The sequence below is a fragment of the Pseudomonas xanthosomatis genome (assembly GCF_019139835.1).
Classification (GTDB): Bacteria; Pseudomonadota; Gammaproteobacteria; order Pseudomonadales; family Pseudomonadaceae; genus Aquipseudomonas; species Aquipseudomonas fakonensis.
Genome location: NZ_CP077075.1, coordinates 4755796 through 4782067 on the forward strand (window position 1 = coordinate 4755796; position 26272 = coordinate 4782067).

Sequence of the window (26272 nt, forward strand, 5' to 3'; positions counted from 1 at the left end):
CCCTCTTCCATTGGAGTCCCTCAAGGCGTGTATGGATGGTGACAGTACTGCGTTACCAGCCGCCTGACGTCGTTATCATAGGCATCGCCATTCTCGCGTTCCGAACTCTCGATTTTTTGCTCAATCAGCTGCTTGTAGGTTTCCGGCAATACGGAAAATACCTTGGCCCAGTCATCGGCATTGCCATGCATCGCCAGGAGCTTGTCCAGCGATGTATTGATCAACGGGCTGGCGGTATAGAGCAGTGACTCGGATTCCCGACAGTCGAACTTCAAATACAGAGTGCCTTGATCAAGGCGTTTGCCTCTTCCCTGGTCAACACTCCGACACCCTCATCATTCATGAATCACACCCTCTGAAAACCATCTGGGCGACAGCCCAGGTAAACCCGCGCTTTGCCAGGGCTCGGGCTACTTCAAGTGGATATAGCTGATAGCCTTCAACCTGCCCTTGACCCTGTCGTATTCCTTGACTGTATCGACAAACGCAATGAGCCCGGCATGGGCTACCTCCTCAAGCGAGGCTGGCCTGATTTCGCCCTTCAGTGAAAAACCGCACGCGTTGGCAAAGTCCCCGACCTCATCAATCACCCGCCAGAAAACAACATATTCCTGGCAGTAGAAGTAAATCTTCTCGTCATGCAATTCGGGAATCACGCAAAACTCGACACCATCACTCTGGCGCTCGAACGCTCCGGCATCCCTGTGGACGAAGTACACCTGCTTCATATCAGCGCCTCACGCGGCCATCACGCTAGTTGATCACATGCCTATCGATGCTGCCCCTCATTTGGAGCCCCCAGGCAAATCGGCCAAGACAGGCACCGGGTAGCAACGTAACAACCATACATCGGCAACGTCACATTCTGGATAAACCCAGGTACTCCAGTTGCTGACCAGCCATTCATGCCGTACCCCCACTGACTGTGTCGACTCGCACTCCCTGGGCAAACGTACCAGCAGCAGACCTGCCTTGTGACCGGTAGCGACCACAAGGCCAAACTGGGAGAAATCATCTGGCATGCTGACCAGCAGCAGGTCGACAACGGCTTCATACTGCCACTGCGCCGCACATCTGAACACGCAGCCATTGCCGAGATCGCCTGCTTGCCATTCGATAAGTCTTTCCATTGACCACCCCGCTTGGGATCAACGCCCGTCAGACGAAACTGAACGAAAAGTCCCTGAACGTCACCTCTATCGTGGCATCTTCAAAAATTATTTCGTGATGAAAGACGCCCTCCTCCAGCAGCAGCATTTCATCAATGAGCAGGTCACCATGGGTGGCTTGGCCTGCCGGCCAGACTGTCTTTCTTTTCTGTAACGCATAGCGTGAAACGCCGATGTAACGCAACTCGAGCGGGTTTCCATAGGCGCCCAGCAAGTAGAGCGTCAGCCCGCAAGAAAATGCCTCACCGTCGTGATGCTCATCCACCACCATCCGTTGAAGCTTGGCATCGTGCAAGCATCGTTGATCGCGCGGGGAGTAATGCCACTCAGCACTCATGAACTCAAAAATATGCAAAGGCAACTGCGCCTTGATACTTTGCACATAGGCGGGATAGGCACTGCTGTCCAACAGATAGCCATCGTCCCGCACGGTAAATTTGATGATGTTCATAGCTTGTGGGTTGCACCTCCAATACTCGGGGTCCGCCGATCATCGCAGAGCTGGCGGCTTGGTTCTGCGGACCAGACCCAGCGCACCGACGGCGTGTTCATCGGACCCGTACACACGAACTCCTCGCCGGGTGAGTGCTTCCAGATTTTAAATGCAGGTTGGATCTGCTTCTGAGGGCTGCTCAGCGCGACAGCCGAATGCTCTGCTTTTAGCCACCCACTCTTTGAGCCTTCCTGCGCCTGACCTCGGGAGTCAAGGCAAAACAATCCTCAAGTGGTTCGCCCTCCAATGCCCAATGGGCGATGAGCTCGCTATGCACTTGAGCATTATCGAACAGCGCGTTCAAAACCTTGACCAGCGTTTCATCTGCATGGCTGGTCCCTGAGGACAACAGGTCATTGCATATATCCAACGCCAAGGTCATCAGTTCACGCTGCCCTTGAGGGGAATAGTCGCCACTCAAATAGGCCGCAATGTATCTTTCCAGCCATTCTTTGGTCCGATACTCCTCAGAAAGCTCATATGCCCAGTCCTGTGTATATTCATCACCCAGCGGCAAGCCAAGATCACGGCCTATCTTTCTGACTTCGTTCATTTTTAACTCCCTATGATCAATTGGCGTGCGATGAGTTGAACGGGAATGATGTTCGCACCGAACCGTCTGGTTTCACCACCACCCTTGCCATGTCAGGAACGATTTCCGTCCCGTCGGGTAAGTAGCCTCGTCCTTTGATATGGCTTGGTAGTGGCATGTCATGCACACCCGGGCCTTTTTTAGCGACATCGGCAACGAACCCGGCAGCGGCGTTGTCATCCAGATATTGTCCCACCTGATGCCCTTTGCCTCGGGCCCGATCGATCAGTTGGTTCGCCTTGAGTTTCTGCCCATGGTCCAGGAAGGTGTGGCCGTAAGTGGGCCTGCTTTTCGGGTTGCCCCATTTCAGTTGATCGCAGCTCAAGCCGAGTGCGTCGACCCACCCCATGGGGTTCGGCGCATAGCGGTACAGGTTGGTACCACCCTTCAATCCTATTGGGTCCTGTTGGGTGAACCGCCCGATGTCCGGATCGTAGTACCTGAAGGTGTTGTAGTGCAGACCCGTTTCGCGATCCAGATACTGTCCTTGGAAGCGCAGGTTCTGCTGGCTGGCCTGGACGGGCGAATGCCACTCCTCCCGGGTGTTGCCCCAAACTTGGAACTCCCCTTGCCAGACGCTCATCCCCTGCTCGTCTGTCAGTTGCTCCGGCAGGCCGGCAAGGTTGGTGTGGAAGTACAGGACCTGCTCATGACCCGTTAGCCCGTCGACTCTGGCCAGCGGTTCATGGCTGGCCTCGTGCGGATACAGATAGAGGCTCGGCTTGTTGTCCTGTATCTCCTGAAGCAGGCGCACCCCCTGCCACAGAAACGCGGTACGGCTTACCGGCTCGGCATGATCACCACGGTAGACACGTTTTTCCGTTCGCCTGCCCAACGGATCATAGCCAAACTCGATCCGCTCGCGAAGCGGTCCGCGCTGCTGGCGCACCCGCACCAGACGATGCTCGGCATCATACTCAAAGTGCTGAACCAGGCGGGTTCCACTACGCTTTTCAGCCAACCGTCCGAAGCGATCGTAGCGATACCGCCGGCCTTGAAACTCTGTGACCTGATCATTGCGAACCACCCTCCCGCTCGCAAGCCCATTGGCCATGTTTCCGGCAGGGTCGTAGGCGAATTGCTCGGCCTGCGGCGCCCGATGATGCGGCATCTGACGTGATGCGACGCATATGCGCTCAGTAGGGCCGTAGCCATAGCTGGTTCTGCCCTGGAAGCTACCCTGACCAGCGGCACCAGCTTGAAAACGCCCAATAATATTCTCAAGCTCCAACCCCACCCCGCTGCCGCAGCGCTGAGTCTGGGTAAGTACTTCTGCTATCAGGTTGTCGCTGGCATCGTACTGGTAATCCTTTTGCAGCAGTGGCAGCACTGCCTGCGGGCGATCGCGGTACTCCAGAGCCCTTTGCACCACCCGGTGAGTACGGTCATGGCGCGTTCTGGTCTGCAACGCGCCCTGGGTGCGCATCACCTCAGCATGCAACTCGTCCCGCTCGAAGTCGCTGATCACCCGGCCGTCAAGGTTGATCTGGTGAAGGCGGCCACTACCGTAGTGCAGGAAGTTGATTCGCCGTTGATCCGGCAAGGTCAATGTCTGCAGGTTACCTAGCGGATCAAAGCTGTATCCGAGCTTTTGGTTACCCTGACATTCGCTCGTCAAGCGCCCCATCGCATCGTAGGTGAAGTCCAACTGCCGAGTGTGCCCGGCCAAACTTTTGAAGCAGATCGACAGCAGGTTGTCGCCATCATCGTATCGGTAAGACGTTTCACCATCGTCTGTTTGCTTGAGCAGCAAACGCCCAACCAGGTCGTACTGAAAACGCTGGACCTGGGCCGCGACCTCAGGCTGCGCAGGGGCACCGCTCGCCGCCGATTGCGCTTCGCCAGACGGGTTCAAGGTGCGCTGCAGGACATTGCCCAAAGCATCATGGGACAAACTGAAGCCACCACCATCGAGATTGCGCTGGGCGCTCAGCCGGTCCAACGCATCCCACTGAAAGCGATAGCGTTCACCGTTCTCGTTTTCCAGCCAGAGCAGACGGCCATAGGCATCCCAGCCCAAGCGCAAGGTCAAGCCCATCGCGTCAGTGCGTTGCACAAGCCGACCACTGTCATCGTACTGCCATTGGGTCGCCTGTTGAGCTGGGTCGACATGGCATGTGAGCTGACCAGAAGCGTTGATCTGGTAACGCTCGACCCTACCGTCGGCCAGTTCACGTCCAAGCAGGTGGCCCCGCGCATCAAAACGATAACGCGTGATGACCCCGGCAGCGTTGCGTTGCTCGCTCAGGTGGCCGTACAGGTCATAACGGTAGGAAGTCTGATGCCCTGAGCAGTCACGCGAGGCGATCAGTTGGCCCCGCTCATTCCAGCGAAACGCCTGCTCCTTGCCCTGCGCATCGACAATACGTTCCAACCGTCCCAAACGATCATGGCCGTAACGTGTGACTTGCCCCAACGGATCGGTTTCATTCAGCAAATTGCCGCGTCGATCATAGCTGAAGCGACTTACTCGCCCGGCGCTGTCAGTGATGCGGGTGGGCAAGACCCAATGCTCGGTGTAGGCGTAGCTTTCACAACGTCCCAGGGGATCGCAGGCGCTGACCTGACGCCCCAAGGCGTCATAGCCGTAACTCCACTCACCGCCTTGGGGGTCAATACTACGACGCAACAAACCGTCGACATGATCGTGGCGCCAGCACTGCCCAGCAGCATCGATGTAGGTGTGAACCTCGAATAGCCCACCCCAATGGTAATGTTCCACACGGCCGAGGCCATCGGTCACCTGGGTATGCCCATTCTCCAAGTCATAGCAGAAACGATAGTCCTCCCCATCACTTCCCCAATGCCGTACCACACGCCATTCGTGGTCTGGCCCTGGCTCCAATAGAGCCGGCATGCGGCTAGGGGTGCCGTCATGGTTACGCGGCTGTTCCGGGGGGCGTACAGGCGTAAACGATGCCCATTCATAATGACGCGTCGCACCTGCAGCCAGTGTGTGGCTGGCTAAAAGTCCTTGGTTGGTATACGCAAAATGCCTCGAGCGCTGCCCCTCGGCATCGACGACGGTTTCCAGCTGTCCTGTCGAAGTATATTGATACCGCACCAGACATTGGCGTTGCTCCACGACGAACGCCTGCCCCTGACCCAGGTGCAACCTGTGGACTTCCACTACCCGACGCGGTTGCTGGCTGGCATAACGAAGCTCGATGAATGTCCGTGCGTAGGTATCGCCGAGAAACTGCAATCGTCCGAACTGGTCGTAGTGGAGTTCCAGACAGTTGAGGTTGCGATCACCTATCTTGACCAACCGAGACCGCCTCGTATCCAGCGGGTCGGTATGAAATACCTGGTAAAGCCCACTGTTGAGGTCCTCGACAATGGTGCAGCCATTGTCCTGATGAAAAAATGCCAGTCCATCAAGGATGCTCACGAACGCACTACCGACCTGCAAACGGCCGAGCTCTAGACGCGATCCCTGATCGTCGACGTAGATCCAAAGCTCACCACCCTGAGGGTGCTCGATACGCTCCAGGCGCACTTCATATGGCACGCTCCACCCCATGCCGAACAGGCCATCGGTACGCTTGTCACTGCTGTCATAGCGGCGCGCCCAACTGATCGGTACCAATGCGGGCAGGCTGAAGTCGATATCCTCGGGGCCTTCCTGGAACTTGCTGCCTGTAGAGGGTGCTACAGGGTTGGCAACGCCGCATTTCATGCCCCGTTTGAGCATGCCCCGCCGGGCAATGAGCATCCCGGCCACCAGGCCGATGATCTTCGCCGCCGCACTCTTGCCATCGTGGATATCGCGCACCGTCACCGTACCGCCGCCAATGCGCACGTTAGGTGAAAACTGCATGCCGATAGGCGCATCGCAGGTGGTCTTGTCCCCCACCCGGGCAGCTGGCTGGCCATTGATGAACACCTTGTCCGAGCCCTGGGCGACGAACTGCCCAGGTTCTGGAGGGTGCTTGTCACAGGTGACTGTATCCTCGAGCGCATCCACCGAGCCTGACGCCTTTGGTGTAGTCACCGGAGGGTTGAAAATACTGTCGATGTCCTGCGCCAAACCAACCAGCGGCATCATGCCGACTGCGAGCATGGCGTAGCTGCCGATGTTTTCCAGGATGGACGGTTCTTCTGCCTGCTCCGACTGCGCATCCGGCGCGCCCGGCACACCCGCTGCGCGCGCTGCGGCAGTGCCGTTGATAAACGTGTCGTGAGAACCGCTGGTGATCTCGCCGTGCTTCTCGGGCGGGAACATCGAATTGCCGACCCAGTTGCTGAAGTCGCTGATGTGATCGCCGATGCTCTTGTCTTCGCCCGTCGGCAGGCTGGCTGCGGCACTGACGATCACGCCGGCGACCAGCGGGGTGAGGAATGCGGCTGTGCCACCGGTCCCGACCACTGCTACTACCGCACCACCAATGGCAGCACCCACCGCAACGGCGGCAGCGGCATAGACCGCAGCCTCCACCAGGCCACTGACCAGCTCGGCCGCCAACGGCGGGTGCAATATGAAATCACCCAGACGGGCGGCGTGCAGGCTGTCGTCCATGAAACCTGAAGTCCTTGCGCGGTGCGGCTGTGAAGCGGGGCAGGGTAGCATCCATGCCCGCGGCATTGACATGCTGGCAAAAGCCCATCGCAGGGCAAGCCCGCTCCCACGGGGCCCTGCGATGGTTTGAATGCCGGCCTATTACAACGCCTCAAGCTCCGCCATCAGGTCACTCAGGCGATCGACCTTGTCCTCATCCAGCGCACTGGCCTGCAGGCCCTCCACATACCCGGCCAGCTCCTCCACCGTGCTGCACTCGAACATCGCCCGCAGCGGCACATTCAGCGCCAGCACCTTCTGCACCCGCGAGGCGATCTGCGTGGCCAGCAGCGAATGCCCGCCCAGCTCGAAGAAGTTGTCGCGCACCCCTACCCGCTCGGCCTTGAGCACATCGGCCCAGATACCGGCCAGGGTTTGTTCCAGCTCGCTGCGCGGCGCCAGGTAGGCTTGGCTGTGCTGGCCGCCGATGTCGATGGTCGGCAGCGCCTTGCGGTCGAGCTTGCCGTTGGCGTTGTGCGGCAGGTTGTCGAACCAGCCCCAGTGCAGCGGCACCATGTACTCCGGCAGTTCGGCGCGCAGGCGCTGCTTGAGCTGGTCGAGCAGCGCGGCGTCGGCGGCCACGCCCTGGTGAGCCACCAGGTAGCCGACCAGGTGCTTGCCGTTGACGCCTTCCTGCACGCCTACAGCAACATCGCGCAGCTCGGGTTGCTCGTGCAGGCGCGCCTCGATTTCGCCAAGCTCGATGCGGTAGCCGCGAATCTTCACCTGGTGGTCGATGCGGCCAACGTACTCCAGCACCCCGTCCGGGCGTCGGCGGGCCAGGTCGCCGGTGCGGTACAGGCGCTCGCCCGGCGCGCCGAACGGGTGCGGGATGAACGCCTGAGCGGTACGCAGCGGGTCGCCTACATAGCCACGGCCCACCCCGGTGCCGGCCACGCACAGCTCACCCACCGCACCCAGCGGCACCAGGGCCTGGTCTTCGCCGAGCAGGTACAGGCGGTTGTTGTCGGTAGGCGTACCGATCGGCAGGTAGCTGCCCTGGGTCGAGGCGGCATCGACGCGGAAGAACGCCACGTCGTCGGAGCACTCGGCCGGGCCGTAGGCATTCACCAGGCCAATGCCCGGGTAACGCTGCAGCCACTGCGCGGCCAGCTCCGGCGGCATCGCCTCGCCGGTGGGCAGCATCCAGCGCAGGCCGTCCAGGGCCTGGTGATCGCTGGCGAGCATGCCCTGGATCAGCGACGGCACGCTCTCCAGCACGCTGATGCCGGTGGCCTGTACATGGGCCAGCAGGCCCTGCGGGTCATGGGCGATGACATTGGGCACGATCTCGACGGTGGCGCCGAACAGCGGCGCTGCGAGGAACTGCCACACCGAAATGTCGAAGCTCTGCGACGCGGTCTGGGCGATCACGTCGCGCTCGCTCAGGGCCAGGTACGGCACCTTGCTCAGCTGGTTGTTGAGCATGCCGCGCTGCTCGACCATCACCCCTTTCGGCAAACCGGTGGAGCCGGAGGTGTAGATCACGTAGGCCAGGTTGCCCGGGCCACTGTAGATGCCAGGGTTGGCCGTGGCCACGTTGCTGGCCTGCACCTCTTCCCACACCAGCAGCGTGGGCCGCACTGCGCCGGCCACTTCATCCATCAACTGGCGCGCCTGTTCGGCGCAGGCCGCGCTGCACACCAACACCGGCGTGCGGCTGAGTTCGACGATGCGTTGCAGGCGCGCCGATGGCAGGCCTGGGTCCAGCGGCAGGTAGCCGGCGCCGGCCTTGAAGCTGCCGACGATCATGCCCAACAGCGCCAGGCCGCGCTCGGCCAGCAGCGCCACCGGCTGGTCGACCGCTACCCCCGCCGCCACCAGGGCGTGGCCCAGGCGGTTGGCGGCAAGGTTCAGCCCGGCATAGTCGAACGACGCCTCCAGGCAACGGGCCACGGTGCGCTCGGGGTGCGCCGCCACCTGGGCCTCGAACAGCTCTATATAGCTGCGCTCCAGCGGGTAGGCGTGCTCGCTGCGGTTGCAGTCGTCCAGCAGGAAGCGTTGTTCATCCGCCCCCAGCAGCGCCAATGCATCCACCTGCCCGTCAAAGCCCTCCACCAGCGCCAGCAGCAGGCGCTTGAACTCGCCCAGCAGGCGCTCGACGGTGGCGAAGTCGAAGTAGCGCTGGTCGAACGACAGGTGCAGGCCCAGGTCGTCGCCCGGGTAGCACACCGCGGTCAGCGGGAAGTTGGTGTGGGTACGGCCGGAGTCGGAGCTGGCATTCAGGTGCTGGGCGTGGTCGAGCACCGCAGTTTCCACCGGGGCGTTTTCGAACACGAACAGGCTGTCGAACAGTGGCTGGCCCTTGGGCAGCTCGCTGCATTCCTGAATGGCCACCAGCGGCAGGTACTCGTACTCGCGCAACTGCATGTTGCGCTCCAGCAACCCCTGCAGCCACTGGCGCACGCTGCGGCTTTCGCCCGGCTGCGGCAGTTGCACGCGCAGGGCGACGCTGTTGATGAACAGGCCGACGGTGCGCTGCATCTGCGGCAGGCTCACCGGGCGCCCGGCCACGGTCACGCCGAACACCACGTCACGCTCGCCGCTGTAACGCGCCAGGGTCAGGGCCCAGGCCGCCTGGGCGAAGGTGTTGACGGTCAGTTGGTGGGCCTGGGCCAATTCGCGCAGGCGCGCCCCCTGGCTGACTTCAAGGCGGATGTAACAGTCGCCCACCACCATGCCGTCACCGGCATGGTCATGGCGCAGCGGCCGGTCGCTGGGCACCGCCGTGGCCCGCTCGAAGCCGGCCAGGTTGGCCTGCCACCACTGGCGCGCTTCGTTCAGGTCCTGGCGTTGCAGCCAACCGATGTAGTCGCGGTAGCGCGGCGGCACCGGCAGCTGGGCCTGACGGCCTTCGCCCAGGGCCTGGTAGATCTCGAAGAAGTCGTTCATCAGCAGCGAGCGGCACCAGGCATCGATGAGGATGTGGTGGTTGCTCATCATGAACCAGTAGCGCTCGTCGGCCACGCGCACCAGGCGCAGGTGGAACGGCGCCTCGCGCAGCAGCTCGAAGCCGGCCTCGCGCTCTTGCTTGTGCAGCGCTTGCAGGCGCGCTTCCTGCGCTGCGTCGTCCTGGCCACGCCAGTCCTGGTAGTCCACTGCCAGTTGGCCCGGCTTGTGGATGATCTGCAGCATCGCTTCGCCGGCGTTCCAGCTGAACGATGCGCGCAGCGCCTCGTGGCGCGCCACCACGGCCTGCCAGGCCTGGGCGAAGCGCTCCGGGTCCAGGGCACTGTTGATGCGGTAGCGGTCCTGCATGTAGTAAAGGCCGGTGCCCGGCTCCAGCAGGGTGTGCAGCAGCAGGCCCTCCTGCATCGGCGTCAGCGGGTAGACGTCCTCGATCTGCGCGGCCGCGACCGGCAATGCGTCGATCTGCTCCTGGGTCAGTTGCGCCAGCGGGAAGTCCGACGGCGTGAAGCTGCCGTTGCCGTCGGCCAGGCAGTGCTCGACCAGCGCCAGCAGCTCCTGGCGATAGGCATCGGCAAGGCCTGCAATGGTGCCTTGCTCATAGCGTTCGGCACTGAAGCTGAAACGCAGTTGCAGGGCGCCGCCGTACACCTGGCCATCGATGCTCAGCCAATTGGGCAGTGGCGCGTCGAGGTCGTGGGCAAGGCCGGCCGGGGCGTCCAGCGGCTGGAACAGCGCCGCGTCGTCGAACTGCTGGTCGAACTGGCCCAGGTAGTTGAAGGTGATGCGCGCCTGGGGCAACGCCGCCATGCGCTCGCGGGCCGCGTCATCGGCCAGGTAGCGCAGCACGCCGTAACCCTGGCCCTTGTGCGGCACCTGGCGCAGTTGTTCCTTGATGCGCTTGATCGACGCGGCGCGGGCTGCTTCGCTGTCGCCCGGCTCGGGGCTCAGGCTCAGCGGGTAGGCATTGGTGAACCAGCCGACGCTGCGGGTCAGGTCCATGTCCTCGAACAGGCCGTCGCGGCCGTGGCCTTCCAACTGCACCAGCACCTGCGGGTCATCGCTCCACTGGCACAGGGTGCGGGCCAGGGCGGTCAGCAACAGGTCGTTGACCTGGGTGTGGTAGGCCGCCGGGGCCTGTTGCAGCAGCTGGCGGGTTTGCTCGACGCTCAGCTCGATGGCGTGGCTGCGGGCATGGCGGTGCAGGTTGCCACCTTGCGGGTGATCGCAGGGCAGCTCGTGGCGCACGCTGCCCAGCTGGCTTTCCCACCAGCCCAGCTCGTCGCGCAGCGAATCGCTGCCGGCATAGCTGGCCAGGCGCGCGGCCCAGTCGCCCATGGCGTGGGTCTTGGCGGCCAGGGTCGCGCCGCGGTACAGCGCCTGCAGGTCTTCCAGCAGCACCCGCCACGACACACCGTCCACCACCAGGTGATGGATGGCCAGCAGCAGGCGCTGCGCGCCCTGCCCGTCGCTCACCAGCAAGGCGCGCAGCAGCGGGCCTTGTTCCAGGTCGAGGCTGCGCTGCACGTCGGTGTACAGCGCCTGGCAGTCGTCGAAGCTGGCCACGCTAGCGGTCCACAGCAGCGGCTGCACGGCCGGCTGGGCGTACTCGCCGTGCCAGCGGCCTTGCACCTGGGCAAAGCGCAGGCCCAGGCTGTCGTGGTGCTGCACCAGCGCCCCCAGGGCCTGCTCCAGCAGCTCGGCCTGCAAGGGTTGGCGCACCTGCAACAGCACGGCCTGGTTCCAGTGCTGCGGCTGCACCACTTCGCTGTCGAAGAACCAGTGCTGGATCGGCGTCAGGCCGGTACGGCCCTGGCGCGGGCCCTGGTCGATATCGCCCGGCGCCTCGCTGTGGGTGACCACCGCGGCGAGGGTCTGGATGGTCTGGTGCTGGAACAAATCGCGCGGGGTGAACTGCAGCCCCAACTGGCGGGCGCGGCTGACCACCTGGATGGAAAGGATCGAGTCGCCGCCCAGCTCGAAGAAGTTGTCCTGTACGCCGATGCGCGGCAGGTTCAGCACCTCGCGCCAAACCTGTGCCAGTTGCTCTTCAAGTTCGTTGGCCGGGGCCTGGTAGTGCTGGCGGGCCTGCTCCAGGTCCGGCGCCGGCAGCGCGCGGCGGTCGAGCTTGCCGTTGCCCATCAGCGGCAGGCTGGCCAGCAGCACCAGGTGCGCGGGCACCATGTAGTCGGGCAGGTGCTGGCGGGCGTCGGCCTTGACCGCCTCACGCAGCGCGGCCTGGGCCTCGCTGCCGGCAGCGGCCTGCTTGCACACCAGGTAACCCACCAGTTGCTTGCCGCCCGGCAGGTCGAGGGCCAGGACCACCGCCTCGTCGACATCGGCGTGCTCCTGCAGGCGGCTTTCGATTTCGCCCAGCTCGATGCGGAAGCCGCGAATTTTCACCTGCTGGTCGGCGCGGCCGACGTATTCCACCTGGCCATCGGCAAGCAGGCGCACCAGGTCGCCGGTGCGGTACAGGCGGCCACCGGCCTGGCTGAACGGGTCGGCGACGAAACGCTCGGCGCTCAGGCCCGGGCGTTCGTGGTAACCCTGGGCCAGGCCGGCGCCGCCGATGTACAGCTCGCCGATACCGCCTTGCGGCAACAGCGCCAGGTCCTCGTCGAGGATGTAGCCGGTACGCGCCCCGATCAGCCGGCCGATCGGCACGCTGCCGGCATCAATCGGCAGTTCGTCCGGGGCCAGGCAGGCCAGCGGCATGACCACGGTTTCGGTGGGGCCGTAGGCGTTGAAGAACTGCTGCGGGGCGAAGGCCTGGCGGATGCGCTGCAGGTGCTCGCCGGTCAGCGCCTCACCGCCGGTGATCACCAGGCGCACCGGCAACTGCTCGCCCTGCCCGGCCAGGTACTGGGCCAGCTGGCTGCCGTAGCTTGGGGTGAAGCCGAGGATGCTCACCTGCTGCTCGCGCACCAGCTGGCAGATTTCTTCGGCGCCCCACTGGCCCTGGGCGCGCAGCACCACGCGGGCGCCGCACAGCAGCGGGGTCAGCAGGCGTTCGCTGGCAGCGTCGAAGTTGATCGAATAGAAATGCAGCTCGCAGTCGTCGCTGCGCATGCCGAACTCGGCGATCACCGCCTGGCAGTGCATGGCGATCTCGCCATGGCTGACCACCACGCCCTTGGGCTTGCCGGTGGAGCCGGAGGTGTAGATCAGGTAGGCCTGGTGGCCGGGCAGGTTGAGGTTAGCAAGCGGCGCGGCACTGTAGGCCGACAGCTGCGCGGCGTCGTCGTCCTGGCACCAGCTGGCCACGCCCTCGGGCAACTCGCCCAGTGCATCGAGCAAGCCGCGTTGGCCGATCAACAAGCCCAGGCGGCTGTCCTCGATCATGTAGTGCAGGCGGTCGAGGGGGTATTCCGGGTCCAGCGGCACGTAGGCGCCGCCGGCCTTGAGGATGGCCAAAAGGCCCACCACCATTTCCAGCGAGCGCTCCAGCGCCAGGCCCACCCGCACCTGCGGGCCGACACCGCGCGCGCGCAGGGCCCGGGCCAGGCGGTTGGCCTGCTGGTCCAGCTCGGCGTAGCTCAGGTGCTGGCCGGCGAAGGTCAGCGCCAGCGCCTCGGGGCTGCGCTCGGCCTGGGCGGCGAACAGCCCGTGGATGGTCTGGTTCAGCTCGAAGTCCTGCTGGCCCTGCAACTGGCCGATCAGCTCCTGTTGCTCGGCTTCAAGCAGCATCGGCAGTTCGCACAGGCGCTGCTGCGGGTCGTCCAGCAGGGCCACCAGCAACTGCTGCCAATGCTCGGCCATGCGCGCGATGCGCGGCTGGTCGAACAGGTCGCGGCTGTAGGTGAAGCAGCAACCCAGGCGGCCGTCGAGGTCGGTGACTTCCAGGTACAGGTCGAACTTGGTGGCGCTGGCGTCGTTGACCAGGTAGTCCACCTGCATGCCGGCAAGCTCGCGGCTTTGCTGGAAGGCCCAGCGCTGCACGTTGCACATCACCTGGAACAGCGGGTTATAGGCGCTGGAGCGCGGCGGCTGCAAAGCCTCCACCAACTGGTCGAACGGCAGGTCCTGGTGCGACTGGGCATCGACGATGGTTTCGCGCATCTGCTCCAGCAGCGCCGCGGCGCTCATCTGCCCGTCCAGCTCGCAACGCAGCACCTGGGTGTTGAGGAAGGCGCCGATCAGCCCTTCGCTTTCCGGGCGAACGCGCCCGGCCACCGGCGCGCCGATGCGCAGGTCGCGCTGGCCGCTGTAGCGGTGCAGCAGGGCGGCCAGGGTGGCGGTCATGGTCATGAACAGGGTCAGGCCGCGCTGGCTGTTGAACGCGTGCACGCGCTGCACCAACGCCGGGTCGAGGTCGAAGCGGTACAGCTCGCCGCAGTGGCTCTGCACCGCCGGGCGCGGGCGGTCGGTCGGCAAGGCCAGCACCGGGTGTTCATCGCCCAGGCGGGCTTTCCAGTATTCCAGCTGGCGCGCGCCCTCGCCGCCTTCGAGCCACTGGCGCTGCCACACGCTGTAGTCGAGGTACTGCACCGGCAGCGGCGCCAGCGGTGACTCGCGCTCATCGACGAAGGCTTCGTACAGCTCGCCCAGTTCGCGGGCGAAGATGTCCATGGCCCAGCCTTCAGTGACGATGTGGTGCAGGGTCAGCACGAAGTAGTGTTCACGCTCGTCGGCCTTGACCAGGCAGGCGCGCAGCAGCGGCCCGCGCTCCAGGTCGAACGGCTGGTGCGCCTGCTCATCGGCCAGTTGTTGCAGCTGTTGCTGGCGTACCTCAGAGGCAAGCGCGCTGAAGTCGTGCCAGTGCAGTTGCAGGTTGGCATCATCGGCCACGCACTGGTATGGCTTGCCGTCGATGCTGGGGAAGGTGGTACGCAAGGTTTCGTGGCGCACCAGCAGCGCCTGCAAGGCACGCTCGAAGGCGTCCACGTGCAGCGCACCCTTGAACCGCGCCATGCCGCCGACGTTATAGGCGGGGCTGTCCGGCTCCATCTGCCAGAGGAACCACATGCGCTGCTGCGAGTACGAAAGCGCCACGGCCTGGCGGCGGTCGACCCGGGCGATTGCACCCTGCTGGTTGCGCGCGCCGCTGCTTTGCAGGCGCGCCACCTCGGCGCAGAACGCCCCCAGCTCGCTGGCTTCGAACAAGGCTTTGAGCGGCAGCTCGACATCCAGGGCCTGGCGGGTGCGCGAGACGATCTGGGTGGCCAGCAGCGAGTGGCCGCCGAGGGCGAAGAAGTCATCGAACAGGCCGACCTGCGGCAGGTTCAGCACCTCGCGCCAGATGGCCGCTACCTGCTGCTGCAGCGGGCTTTGCGGCTCGACATGTTCGCGTTGTTGCCACACCGGCGCCGGCAGTGCCTTGCGCTCAACCTTGCCGCTCGGGCCCAGGGGCATCTGCGCCAGGTGAATGAGCTGCGCCGGCACCATATAGGCCGGCAACCGCTCGGCCAGTGCGGCCAGCAGCGCGGCGCTCTGCTCGACGCCGCTGTAGTAGCCCACCAGCTGGGCACCGACGGCGTCCTTGTGCACCAGCACCAGGGCCTGCTCGACACCTGGCTGGCCCAGCAGCACCGCTTGCACTTCGTCAGGCTCGACACGGAAGCCGCGTACCTTCACCTGCTGATCGAGGCGGCCCAGGTAGTCCAGCGACTCGCTGCGCACATGCCAGCGGGCGCGGTCGCCGCTGCGGTACAGCCGCGCGCCGTCGCCATCAGGCTGCGGCACAAAGCGTTCGGCGGTCAGCCCCGGGCGGCCCAGGTAGCCACGGGCCAGGCCCGCGCCACCCAGGCACAGCTCGCCAGGCACGCCCGGCGCGGTCACTTCGAACTCATCATCCAGCACCCGGCACAGCACATTGCCCAGCGGGCGGCCGATGGGCGAGCGGGCGCCATCCACCGCCTGGCAGTGCCAGTGGGTGACGTTGATGGCGGTTTCGGTCGGGCCATAGCGGTTGTGCAGTTGCACCTGCGGCAACAGTTGCAGCACGCGGTCACGCAGCGCCGCGCTGAGCGCCTCGCCGCCACTGAACAGCCGGCGCAGGCTGGTGCAGCCGGCCGCCAGCGGCTCCTGCACGAACACCTGCAACAGCGGCGGCACGAAGTGCAGCGTGGTCACCTGGTATTGCTGCACCAGCTGGGCGATGCGCTGTGGGTCGCGGTGCTCGCCGGGGCCGGCCAGCACCAGTTGGCAGCCGGTCACCAGCGGCCAGAAGCACTCCCACACCGACACGTCGAAGCTGATCGGCGCCTTTTGCATCAGCACGTCGCTGTCACCCAGCGCGTAGTGGTGCTGCATCCATTGCAGGCGCTCGGCCAGGGCGGCATGGGTGTTGCCCACGCCCTTGGGCTGGCCGGTGGAGCCGGAGGTGTAGATCACGTAGGCGAGGTTGTCGCCGTGCAGGCGCAGGCCCGGGGCCTGGCTTGGCCAGCTGTCCAGGTGCAACTGGTCAAGGGCGATGGCGCTGACGCCCTCGACTTGCGGCAGTTGCTGCAGCAGCGTGCTGTCGCTGAGCAGCAGGCCGGCCTGGCAATCGGCAAGCATGTAGGCCAGGCGCTCGGCCGGGTAGTCCACGTCCAGCGGCACGTAGGCGCCGCCGGCCTTGAGGATGGCCAGCAGGCCCACCAGCAGTTGCGGCGAGCGCTCCAGGGCGATGGCCACGCAGGTGTCGGGGCCGACGCCCTTGTCGCGCAGGTAGTGGGCCAGGCGGTTAGCCTGCTGGTGCAGGGTGGCATAGTCTAGCTGGCCGCCGTCCCACAGCAGCGCGGTGCGCTCGGGGGTCAGGCGCGCCTGTTCATTGAGCTGCTCCAGCAGTTGCCGGGGCGCCGGCTGTGGCGTCTGGCCCCACTGCAGCAGCTGGGCATGGCCGGCGGCGTCGAGCAGTTGCACCTCGCCCAGGGCCAGTTGCGGCTGCGCGCACACCTGCTCGAACAGCGCCAGCAGGTGGCCGGCCAGGCGCTTGATGGTGCTGGCCTCGAACAGCCCGGCGGCGTAGTCGAAGGCCAGGGTCAGGCGGCCCTGGTGGTCCTGCTCGCTGTGCAGTTGCAGGTCGAACTTGGCTTCGCGGCTGTGCCACGCCAGTTCTTCGGCCAGCAAGCCCGGCAGGCGGCGCAAGGCCGACAGGTCGCGCTGCTGGTGGTTGAACATCACCTGGAACAGGCCCTGTTCACGGGCCTGGGGCAGCGCTTCGATAAGTTGTTCGAACGGCAGGTCCTGGTGGGCCTGGGCTTCGAGGGTGGCCTGGCGCACCTGGGTCAGCAGTTGCGCGAACGGCAGGCGGCCGTCGAGCTCGGCGCGCAGCACCTGGGTGTTGATGAAGAAGCCGACCATGCCCTGGGTTTCCAGGCGTGGGCGGTTGGCATTGGGTACGCCAACGCGGATATCGCCCTGGCCGCTGTAGCGGTGCAGCAAAGCTTGCCAGCCAGCCAGCAACACCATGAACAGGCTGGCTTGCTGGTCGCGGGCCAGCGCCTCGAGGGCGCTGGCCAGCTTTGCCGGCACCTTCACGCTGTGGCGCGCTGCCAGGTTGTGCTGCTGGCTGCCACGGGGCTGGTCGGTGCACAGGTCGAGCACCGGTAGCTCGTCACCGAGCTTGTCTTTCCAGTAATCGAGCTGGCGGGCGCTCTCGCCTTCGGCCAGCCACTGGCGCTGCCAGTTGCCGTAGTCGGCGTAACCCAGCGGCAAGGCCGGCAGTTCGGCCTTGCCTGCGCCTGCGTACAGGCGGGCGAATTCGTCCAGCAGGATGTTCAGCGACCAGCCGTCGGCAACGATGTGGTGCAGGGTCACCCACAGCTGGTGCTCTTCGTCGTCCAGCCGTGCCAGGGTGACCCGCAGCAGCGGGCCCTGGCGCAGGTCGAACGGCTGCTGAGCCTCGTCTTCACGGCGCGCAGCCACTTCGGCCGGCTCCAGGCCTTCGAGGTCGTAGTGCTGCAGGTTGAACGGCAGGCTCGGCAGGATGCGCTGCACGGCCTGGCCATCGACCTCGTCGAACACGGTGCGCAGCGATTCGTGGCGCGCCACCAGCGCGGTGAAGCTGGCTTGCAGCGCCGCTTCGTCCAGCTCGCCACGCAGGTGCAGGCCGGCCGGAATGTTGTAGGCGGCGGACTGCGGCTCCAATTGCCACAGCAGCCACAGGCGGTTTTGCGCCAGCGACTGGGGCAGCGCCTGGTCGCGGGCCTGGGTGGCAATGGCGGCGTTGGCGTTGCCGCCTTCGGCGAGAATGGCGGCCACGGCGGCGCAGTACTCGGCCAGGGTCGGCGCCTCGAACAGGGTGCGCAGGCTTAGCTGGATACCCAGCTCGTCGGCCAGGCGTGCAGTCACCTGGGTGGCGGCGATGGAGTTGCCGCCCAGCAGCAGGAAGTGGTCATCGCCCGCCACGGCCTCGACCTTGAGCAGCTCACGCCAAATACCGGCGATGCGGGCCTGCAAGCCATCACCAGTGGTTTGAACCGCGTGGGCCTGATCCGCGCTCGGGAAGCGTGCGTAGCAATCCAGGCTGCCATCGTGCATGCGCAGGCGGCAGGCCGAGCGCTGCAGCTTGCCGCTGGAGGTCTTGGGCAGCGCACCGGGGTTGAGCAGCAGCACCACTGCCGGGGCCTGGCGGCAGGCGTCGGCGATTACCCGGCGCAGGGTGTTGATCAGCGATTCGGGGCTGTGGGCCTTCTGCACGTTGCGGCTGATCTCCACCGCTACGCCGATGCCCTCCTCGCCCTGGTCATCGACGGCGAACACCGCCACCCGGCCTTTGCGCAACAGGTCCACTTCGCGTTCGAGGGTTTTTTCCAGGTCCTGCGGGTAGAGGTTCTGGCCGCGCACGATGAGCATGTCCTTCAGGCGCCCGGTCACGAACACCTCGCCCTCGCGCATGAAGCCCAGGTCGCCGGTGCGCAGCCAGGTCTGGCCGTCCATCTGCACGAAGGTGCGGGCGCTGGCCTCGGGGTTGCGCCAGTAGCCGTGGGCGATGCTCGGGCCGCCGGCCCAGATCTCGCCCACCTGGTTGTCGCCCAGCACGGCAAGTTGCTGCGGCTCGACGATGCGCACCGGGTGGCCGGGCTGCGGGTAGCCGCAGCTCATCAGCACGCTGCCCTGGCCCGGCTCGACGCGGTTGCCGGCGAATGCCTCGGCGTCCACCTCAAGCGCGGGGATGCCCTGGCCACGGCGGCTGCCGCTGACGAACAGGGTGGCTTCGGCCAGGCCGTAGCTGGCAAAGAAGCTGCCGGCATCGAAGCCGCAGCCGGCGAACTTGGCGGCGAAGGTGTCGAGGCTGTCCTGGCGGATCGGCTCGGAGCCCGAGTAGGCCACGCGCCAGCGGCTCAGGTCGAGCTCGGCCATGGCCGCCTCGCTGACCCGCTCGCTGCACAGCCGGTAAGCGAAGTCAGGGCCGCCGCTGATGGTGCCGCCGTACTCGCTGATGGCCTGCAACCAGCGCTGCGGACGGGCGAGGAAGTAGCCCGGCGACATCAGCACGCAGGGTACGCCGCTGAAGATCGGTTGCAGCAGGCCGCCGATCAGGCCCATGTCGTGGTAAAGCGGCAGCCAGCTGACGATCACATCGTCCGGGTTGAGGTCGATGCCAAAGCCGTGGCGAATCAGTTGCTCGTTGGCCACCAGGTTGCCGTGGCTGACCTGCACACCCTTGGGCAGTGCGGTGGAACCCGAGGTGTACTGCAAGAAGGCGATGTCGTCAGCAGCCAGTGCCGGCGCCTGCCATTGCCCGGCCATGGCCGGGTCGAGGCCGTCGACCGCCAGCAGCACCGGGGCATCTTCGCCTTCGAGGGCTTCCAGGCCCTGCAAGGTGCCGAGCAGCGCATCGACGGTGAGCAGCAGGCGCGGCCGGGCATCGTCGATGATCGACAGCAGGCGCTCCTGGTGGTGCTGGCGGGCGGACTCCGGCGGGTAGGCCGGCACCGCGATCACCCCGGCGTACAGGCAGCCGAAGAACGCCGCAACGTAGTCCGGGCCGCTGGGGAACAGCAGCACGGCGCGCTCGCCAAAGCCTGCACGGGCCTGCAGCGCGGCGGCGATGGTGCGCGCGCGCTGGTCGAGGTCCCGGTAGCTGAGCACTGCCTGCTCGCCGGGCGCGTCGGCCAGAAAGCGCAAGGCGATGCGCTCCGGGGTGCTGGCGGCGCGTTGCGCCAGGGCCTGGACCAGCGAGTGCGGGAGTTCGAAGGCGTCCGTCATGGAATGTTCCTGCCAGTGTCTGGGGTGAGTCGTGCCTGGGCTGTACCGCGCCGTTCAGGCGGGCAGCGCTCGGCAACCGGATGTACACAAGGGAACGGATGGAGCGGGCAAGAAATTAGACCCGCCGGGCCTGGCCGGCGGGGTATGAAACCTGTGCGATTGAAAGCGTCATGGATCGTGGCCTGGAACCAATACAAATGAAGAATCATTAACTTCCGCATTTGACAATCATTATCATCTTGAATAATTTGTCGCTCGTCGCAGGTAGCCTCCCCTTGCCGGGATGGCCTCCCTCCCTCTCTGAGACCAGGTGAAAATTCCATGGCGGAACCAATGTCCACAAGTAAGTGCGATTCACCCCTGCTCCAGGCTTTCGTCGACAACCGCAGCATCCTGGTGAAGATCGCCGCACGTATCACCGGCTGCCGCTCGCGCGCCGAGGATGTGGTGCAGGATGCGTTCTTCCGGCTCAATGCCGCGCCGCAGATCACCTCGTCGTTCAAGGCCCAGCTCAGCTACCTGTTCCAGATCGTGCGCAATCTGGCCATCGACCACTACCGCAAGCAGGCCATGGAGCTGAAGTACTCCGGCAGCGAGGAGGAAGGGTTGAACGTGGTCATCCAGAACGCCTCGCCAGAAGCCACGCACATCAACCTGGCGGCCCTTGAGGACATTGCCGAGGCGCTGAACGAGCTGCCCCAGCGCACCCGCTACGCCTTTGAGATGTACCGCCTGCATGGCGTGCCGCAGAAAGACATCGCCAAGGAGCTGGGGGTGTCGCCGACGCTGGTCAACTTCATGATTCGCGATGCGCTGATTCACTGCCGCAAGAGCAGCCGCCAGAACTGAAGACACCGCCCCTGCAGGAGATCCCCAAGCCCTTCGGGATGCGCTGTCGCGCACATGACTAGTCTCGCAGATGCACCATGGTCCCTGTGGGAAGCGGCCTTGTGTCGCGATGGGGCGCGAAGCGGCCCCAAGATCTTGGCCTCATGCAAAATTGCCGGGGCTGCTGCGCAGCCCATCGCGACCGGACGGCGCCCCGGCAAGGCCGCTTCCCACAGGGACCATGGCGCATCTGCCAGACCAGTTCTGTGCGCGACAGCGCAGCCCGAAGGACTGAGTGATCTCCTAAAGGGATCGCTGTTCAAGCCGAATCTTGCTTCACACCAACTTGCAGTGGTCGAAAAACCGCTCGCGCCCCAGGATCATCAACGCCGCGCGCTTGTGCGGGAAATCGAATTCCTTCTCGCAGTGGAAGCACTGGTCGTGCATGTAGCCGATCATCTTGCCGTTGTCGGCGCGCGGCTCGGCCACCACCCGCTGGGTGCGCGGGTCGTCGAGGAACAGGTAATGCACCAGCGCCGACAGCCAGCTGGCCACCTTGTGCGGGCCACGGTGCGCCTCCTCGCCCACCAGCATGTGGATGCCGCGGTCGTAGTCGTCGGCCGGGTAGAACGGCGCGATACGGTCCTCCTTGGCCCAGTACGCCTCGAAGTAGGCGAACGGCTGGTCGTCGAAGCAACCGATCAGGGTCAGGGTGTGCGGGTCGGCGTCGAGCTTGTCGAGGTACTCGCGGTGCTGCGCCAGGGTGCCGCCCTCCTGCCAGAACTGCAGCACCCGCGGGTTGTTCTGCCAGCGGTTGAAACGCTCAAGGTCCTGATCGACCTCAAGGGTGCGCAACGACACCCAGGCCCCCAGCCGCGCGTCGAAGCGCCGGTACACCTCGCCTCGGGGCTTGGGTGCACGCCGTGGGTGGCGCTTGCCGTTGCTCAGCTGCATCTGCTGCGGGTAAACGCCAGCGGGCGACTGGCCCAGCCAGGGCTGCGGCAGCTGCCAGAACAGGGTGCGCTCGCACAGGTACTGCCCGGGCTGCGCGCCGGGCAGCAGCAGGCCGCTGGCAACCGCCTGGGGGACGGGGTGCGGCAGTTGCCAAGCCAGGCGCTGGCAAGCCGGGTCACGGGACAGCAACCAGTAGCAAGCGGCCCACAGGGCCTGCTCGGGGCGCTCGGGGCAAAGTTGTTCAAGGTGCACTGCAAGGGGGTCGCCCGCTGCCAGGCGGACGCTGATCAAGGGCCGGCCCTCCAGGGCAAGGCTCAGGCGGCAATCGCCCTCGTCGGCCTGCAAGGTACGCCAGCGGGGCGCGGCGAGGGGCTGCGAAGCGGCATCGAACGGCATGGTCTTGGCTCACGAAAATGAAAGAAAGGCTCACCTTTCAGAACGCGTCCAGGCCCTGCGGATTTAGTCGTGCGGGGCCTCTACGGTGATTTGAAAGGGCTGGAAGATACGCAGCAGTTCGCCGTTTTCACGCAGCTGGCGCATCAGCCCGGCGAACGCCTCGGGGCTGATCGGCGCGCCGGGGCGCAGCAGCGCGTAGTGGTGGTAGACCTGATCGACGCGCTGCGAGGCCATCAGCGCCTGGCCACTGCCGGGGTTGCGACGCAAGAAATCGCTGAGGTACGAGCGGGTGACCAGGGCCATGTCGGCGCGCCCGCGCTCGACCATCGACAGGTTGCTGTCGTGGGAATAGGTAAGGGTCGCGCGGTAGCGCTGCTTGAGGTAGGCCGGGTCGGCATTGAAGCCGGCAAACGCGTAGTGGTAGCCATTGAACAGGGCCAGGCGCTTGCCTTCAAGGCTGTCGAAATAGTGCTGGCCACGCGCGGCCTGGGCGACGAACACCTCGGCGTCTTCCAGCCCCATGTCGACGCTCTGGTGCGGGATGTCCTGCCAGCCCCACAGCGGGTTCTCGAAGATAGCAAGGTCGGTGCGGCCCTGCTGGAAGTCGCCGAAACGCCGGGGAATGGAGGTGGGCACCAATACGAAGCGGTACTGCCCCTGCAGGCGGTTGAGTGCCGCGGCCAGTTGCGGCAGCAGGCCGGTGTCGGCGCCCTGCTCGGGGCGCACGGTGTAGGGCGGGAAGTGCGCGGCACCAACCTTCACCTCGACCACCTCGCCAGCCTGGATAAAGCCCGCTACCAGCGATGCGGCCAACAGCAGCAGGAAGGAGGGCACGTTGAGGCGTGGCAGTGGGATCAAGACGGGGCACTCATCGAGGGTATTGGCCTGGATGCGCTTAAGCTAGGCGTTTTCCAGGGCAGGCACAACCGCTGGATATGCCAAAGTGCCAGGGGATGCCGCGGGCGACGAGTTTGGCTACGCTCTACAGGCCTGCGTGGTCGAGCACCCGCAAACCACCTGTATTGAAAGGGAGCCTGGCATGGGCCACTGGTTGGTGATCGACCTGGAAGCCACCACCGATGACGGCGGCTGGCCGGTCACGGAGATGGAAATCATTGAAATCGGCGCAAGCCTGGTAACCCGCGACGGGCGCGAGGTGGACCACTTCCAGCGCTTCGTGCGGCCGCGCCGGCGCCCGCAGCTGACGCCGTTTTGCCGCGAACTCACGCATATCACCCAGGCCAGCGTCGACAGCGCCGAACCTTTTGCCGAGGTGTGGGCACAGTTCGAACGCTGGCTGATTCATCACCAGGCGCAGCTGCAGGCCTGGGTCAGTTGGGGCGACTACGACCGCAAGCAACTGCTGCAGGAGTGGCAGCAGCACCAGGTGCTCAGCCTGCTGGCGCAGTTGCCGCACATCAACCTCAAGCAGCGCTTCGCCAAGGCCCGCCACCTGCAACGCCCGGCAGGGCTGAACAGCGCCCTGCAACTGGCCGGGCTGCAGTTTACCGGCCAGCAGCACCGCGCCCTGGAAGACGCACGCAACACCGCCCGCCTGCTGCCCCTGAGCCTGCCGGCGGGCAACGCCTGAAACAGATGACGCAGGGGTTGGCCTTGGGCATACTGGCCAGCCCTTTTTTCAGCCTTTTTTCAGGAGTCGCCCATGTTCAAGGTCAACGAGTACTTCGATGGCACCGTCAAGTCGATCGCCTTCGAAGGCCATGAAGGTCCGGCTACTGTCGGCGTGATGGCCCCGGGCGAATACGAGTTCGGCACTGCCAAGCGCGAGATCATGCACGTGGTGTCCGGCGCCCTGACCGTCAAGCTGCCGGGCAGCGACAACTGGGAAACCTTCAACGCCGGCGACAAGTTCAACGTGGCTGCCGACAGCAAGTTCCAGTTGAAGGTGGCCGTGGATACCGCCTACCTGTGCGAGTACCGCGACTAAGCGTCAGCCTGTACCGGCCTCTTCGCGGGTAAACCCGCTCCCACAGGGATATCAGTGGTCTGAAGACCAGCTATTGACCTGTGGGAGCGGGTTCACCCGCGAAGATGCACACATCATTTCAGCAAGAACCCCGCCACCTTTTCTGCCGCCGCCTGCAGATGCTGCTCATGGCTGAACCCCGACGCCTTCAGCGGTTTCAGGTCATGGTCCCCCGCCACCAGCCAGCTCACCTCGATCGCCGGCGATAACTCATACCCCTGCACCGCCTCCCGATTGCCCAAGGCATCGCGCTCGCCCTGCACGATCAGCGTCGGCGTGCGCAAACCGGCCAGGTGCTCGACCCGGGGTTTTTCCGGCTTGCCCACGGCATAGAACGGATACCCCAGGCACACCAGCGCATCAGCACCCAGCTCATCGGCCAAAAGGCTGGCCATGCGCCCGCCCATGGACTTGCCGCCCACCGCCAACCGGCCTGCGACCAATGGCCGCACCTGCGCATACACCTCGCGCCAGCATTGCAGCAGCACCTTCTGCGGGTTGGGCGGCCGGCGGCCACCGTCGAGCCGGCGCTGGGCCATGTACGGGAACTCGAAGCGCACCACGCCTACGCCAAGCGCGGCCAGCCTTTGCGCCATTTCGTCCATGAACCCGCTGTCCATCGGCGCACCGGCGCCGTGGGCCAGGATCAACCACGGGCCAACGCCGCGATCGCCGCCGACCTTGGGTGGATCGCAGCGCAAGCCTGGGGCATTTGCAATCTGCGCCCATTGATCCCCGTCAATACCGGCACTTTGCCCATTAATCATGCTTCTCCTCGCTGTATAGCCTGCCAATAACCGTGGATGGGAACCCATACATGAACACAACCAGCAGTACCGCCTACAACTACAAGGTGGTCCGCCAATTCGCCATCATGACGGTGGTGTGGGGCATCGTCGGGATGGGGCTCGGCGTCTTCATCGCCGCCCAGCTCGCCTGGCCCTCACTGAACTTCGACCTGCCGTGGACCAGCTTCGGCCGCCTGCGGCCGCTGCACACCAACGCGGTGATCTTCGCCTTCGGTGGTTGTGCCCTGTTCGCCACCTCCTATTATTCGGTGCAACGCACCTGCCAGACCACCCTGTTCTCGCCAAAGCTTGCCGCGTTCACCTTCTGGGGCTGGCAACTGGTGATCCTGCTCGCCGCCATCACCCTGCCGCTGGGCTACACCAGCTCCAAGGAGTACGCCGAGCTTGAGTGGCCGATCGACATCCTGATCACCATCGTCTGGGTGTGCTACGCCATCGTGTTCTTCGGCACGCTGATGAAGCGCACCACCAAGCACATCTACGTGGGTAACTGGTTCTTCGGCGGGTTCATCCTCACCGTGGCGCTGCTGCATGTGGTCAACAACCTGGAGCTGCCGGTCAGCCTGACCAAGTCGTACTCGGTGTACGCAGGCGCCACTGATGCCATGGTGCAGTGGTGGTACGGCCACAACGCGGTGGGCTTCTTCCTGACCGCAGGCTTCCTGGGGATGATGTACTACTACGTGCCCAAGCAGGCCGAACGCCCGGTGTATTCGTACCGGCTGTCGATCGTGCACTTCTGGGCGCTGATCACCCTGTACATCTGGGCCGGCCCGCATCATTTGCACTACACCGCGCTGCCCGACTGGGCGCAGTCGCTGGGCATGGTGATGTCGCTGATTCTGCTGGCACCAAGCTGGGGCGGCATGATCAACGGCATGATGACCCTGTCGGGGGCCTGGCATAAGCTGCGCAGCGACCCGATCCTGCGCTTCTTGGTCGTCTCGCTGGCGTTCTACGGCATGTCCACCTTCGAAGGCCCGATGATGGCCATCAAGACGGTCAACGCCCTCTCCCACTACACCGACTGGACCATCGGCCACGTGCATGCCGGCGCCCTCGGCTGGGTAGCGATGATCTCCATCGGCGCGCTGTACCACACCATCCCGAAAGTGTTCGGCAAGGAGCGCATGTACAGCATCGGCCTGATCAACGCGCACTTCTGGCTGGCCACCATCGGCACCGTGCTGTACATCGCCTCGATGTGGGTCAACGGCATCGCCCAGGGCCTGATGTGGCGCGCGGTCAACAGCGACGGCACGCTCACCTACTCGTTCGTGGAAACCCTGGTAGCCAGCCACCCAGGCTTCGTCGTGCGCTTTGTCGGCGGCGCGATCTTCCTCAGCGGCATGTTCCTGATGGCCTGGAACACCTGGCGCACCGTGCGTTCGCCGGCGCTCGACGCCGCCCCTGCGAACGCCCAGCTGGCTTGAGGAGACCTG

14 protein-coding genes are annotated in these 26272 nt (G+C 64.9%); 4 read left to right on the forward strand and 10 right to left on the reverse strand.

The window, feature by feature from the left end:
* Positions 1–20: 20 nt before the first annotated feature.
* The 7 genes from KSS93_RS20985 to KSS93_RS21015 form a co-directional block, all read right to left on the reverse strand.
* Positions 21–275, reverse strand: coding sequence for a hypothetical protein (locus KSS93_RS20985; RefSeq protein WP_217885812.1), 255 nt, complete (start codon positions 273–275; stop codon positions 21–23).
* 135 nt (positions 276–410) lie between these two features.
* Positions 411–728: a hypothetical protein gene (locus KSS93_RS20990; RefSeq protein ID WP_217885813.1), complete on the reverse strand. Its 318-nt coding sequence runs from the start codon at positions 726–728 to the stop codon at positions 411–413.
* 57 nt (positions 729–785) lie between these two features.
* Entirely contained in the window at positions 786–1130 is a 345-nt protein-coding gene (gene imm45, locus KSS93_RS20995) for an Imm45 family immunity protein (RefSeq protein ID WP_217885814.1), read from the reverse strand.
* A gap of 28 nt (positions 1131–1158) precedes the next feature.
* Entirely contained in the window at positions 1159–1620 is a 462-nt protein-coding gene (locus tag KSS93_RS21000; protein ID WP_217885815.1) for a hypothetical protein, read from the reverse strand.
* A gap of 208 nt (positions 1621–1828) precedes the next feature.
* Positions 1829–2215, reverse strand: coding sequence for a hypothetical protein (locus KSS93_RS21005; RefSeq protein WP_217885816.1), 387 nt, complete (start codon positions 2213–2215; stop codon positions 1829–1831).
* Positions 2216–2231: 16 nt separating this feature from the next.
* Positions 2232–6773: an RHS repeat-associated core domain-containing protein gene (locus KSS93_RS21010; protein WP_217885817.1), complete on the reverse strand. Its 4542-nt coding sequence runs from the start codon at positions 6771–6773 to the stop codon at positions 2232–2234.
* 141 nt (positions 6774–6914) lie between these two features.
* On the reverse strand, positions 6915–19856 hold the full coding sequence (locus tag KSS93_RS21015; protein WP_217885818.1) for a non-ribosomal peptide synthetase: 12942 nt from the start codon (positions 19854–19856) through the stop codon (positions 6915–6917).
* A 321-nt stretch (positions 19857–20177) separates the two neighbouring features.
* Here KSS93_RS21015 and KSS93_RS21020 point away from each other — a divergent pair, with 321 nt between their 5' ends.
* Complete coding sequence (locus tag KSS93_RS21020; protein WP_217885819.1) at positions 20178–20705, forward strand: RNA polymerase factor sigma-70; 528 nt, start codon at positions 20178–20180, stop codon at positions 20703–20705.
* Between the two features lie 315 nt (positions 20706–21020).
* Here KSS93_RS21020 and KSS93_RS21025 read toward each other — a convergent pair whose 3' ends face one another.
* Together KSS93_RS21025 and KSS93_RS21030 are read right to left on the reverse strand one after the other, a co-directional pair.
* Complete coding sequence (locus tag KSS93_RS21025; RefSeq protein ID WP_217885820.1) at positions 21021–22034, reverse strand: GNAT family N-acetyltransferase; 1014 nt, start codon at positions 22032–22034, stop codon at positions 21021–21023.
* A gap of 63 nt (positions 22035–22097) precedes the next feature.
* Entirely contained in the window at positions 22098–22892 is a 795-nt protein-coding gene (locus KSS93_RS21030; protein WP_217885821.1) for a substrate-binding periplasmic protein, read from the reverse strand.
* 181 nt (positions 22893–23073) lie between these two features.
* Between KSS93_RS21030 and KSS93_RS21035 the strand changes: the two genes are divergently transcribed.
* Entirely contained in the window at positions 23074–23625 is a 552-nt protein-coding gene (locus KSS93_RS21035; RefSeq protein WP_217885822.1) for a 3'-5' exonuclease, read from the forward strand.
* A gap of 72 nt (positions 23626–23697) precedes the next feature.
* Positions 23698–23982, forward strand: coding sequence for a pyrimidine/purine nucleoside phosphorylase (gene ppnP / locus KSS93_RS21040; RefSeq protein ID WP_217839525.1), 285 nt, complete (start codon positions 23698–23700; stop codon positions 23980–23982).
* Positions 23983–24095: 113 nt separating this feature from the next.
* On the opposite strand, the gene KSS93_RS21045 is transcribed toward ppnP, so the two are convergent.
* Entirely contained in the window at positions 24096–24788 is a 693-nt protein-coding gene (locus KSS93_RS21045) for an alpha/beta family hydrolase (RefSeq protein ID WP_225917230.1), read from the reverse strand.
* Between the two features lie 50 nt (positions 24789–24838).
* Between KSS93_RS21045 and ccoN the strand changes: the two genes are divergently transcribed.
* A complete protein-coding gene (gene ccoN / locus KSS93_RS21050; protein WP_217839526.1) occupies positions 24839–26263 on the forward strand; it encodes a cytochrome-c oxidase, cbb3-type subunit I in 1425 nt (474 codons plus the stop codon).
* Positions 26264–26272 lie beyond the last annotated feature (9 nt).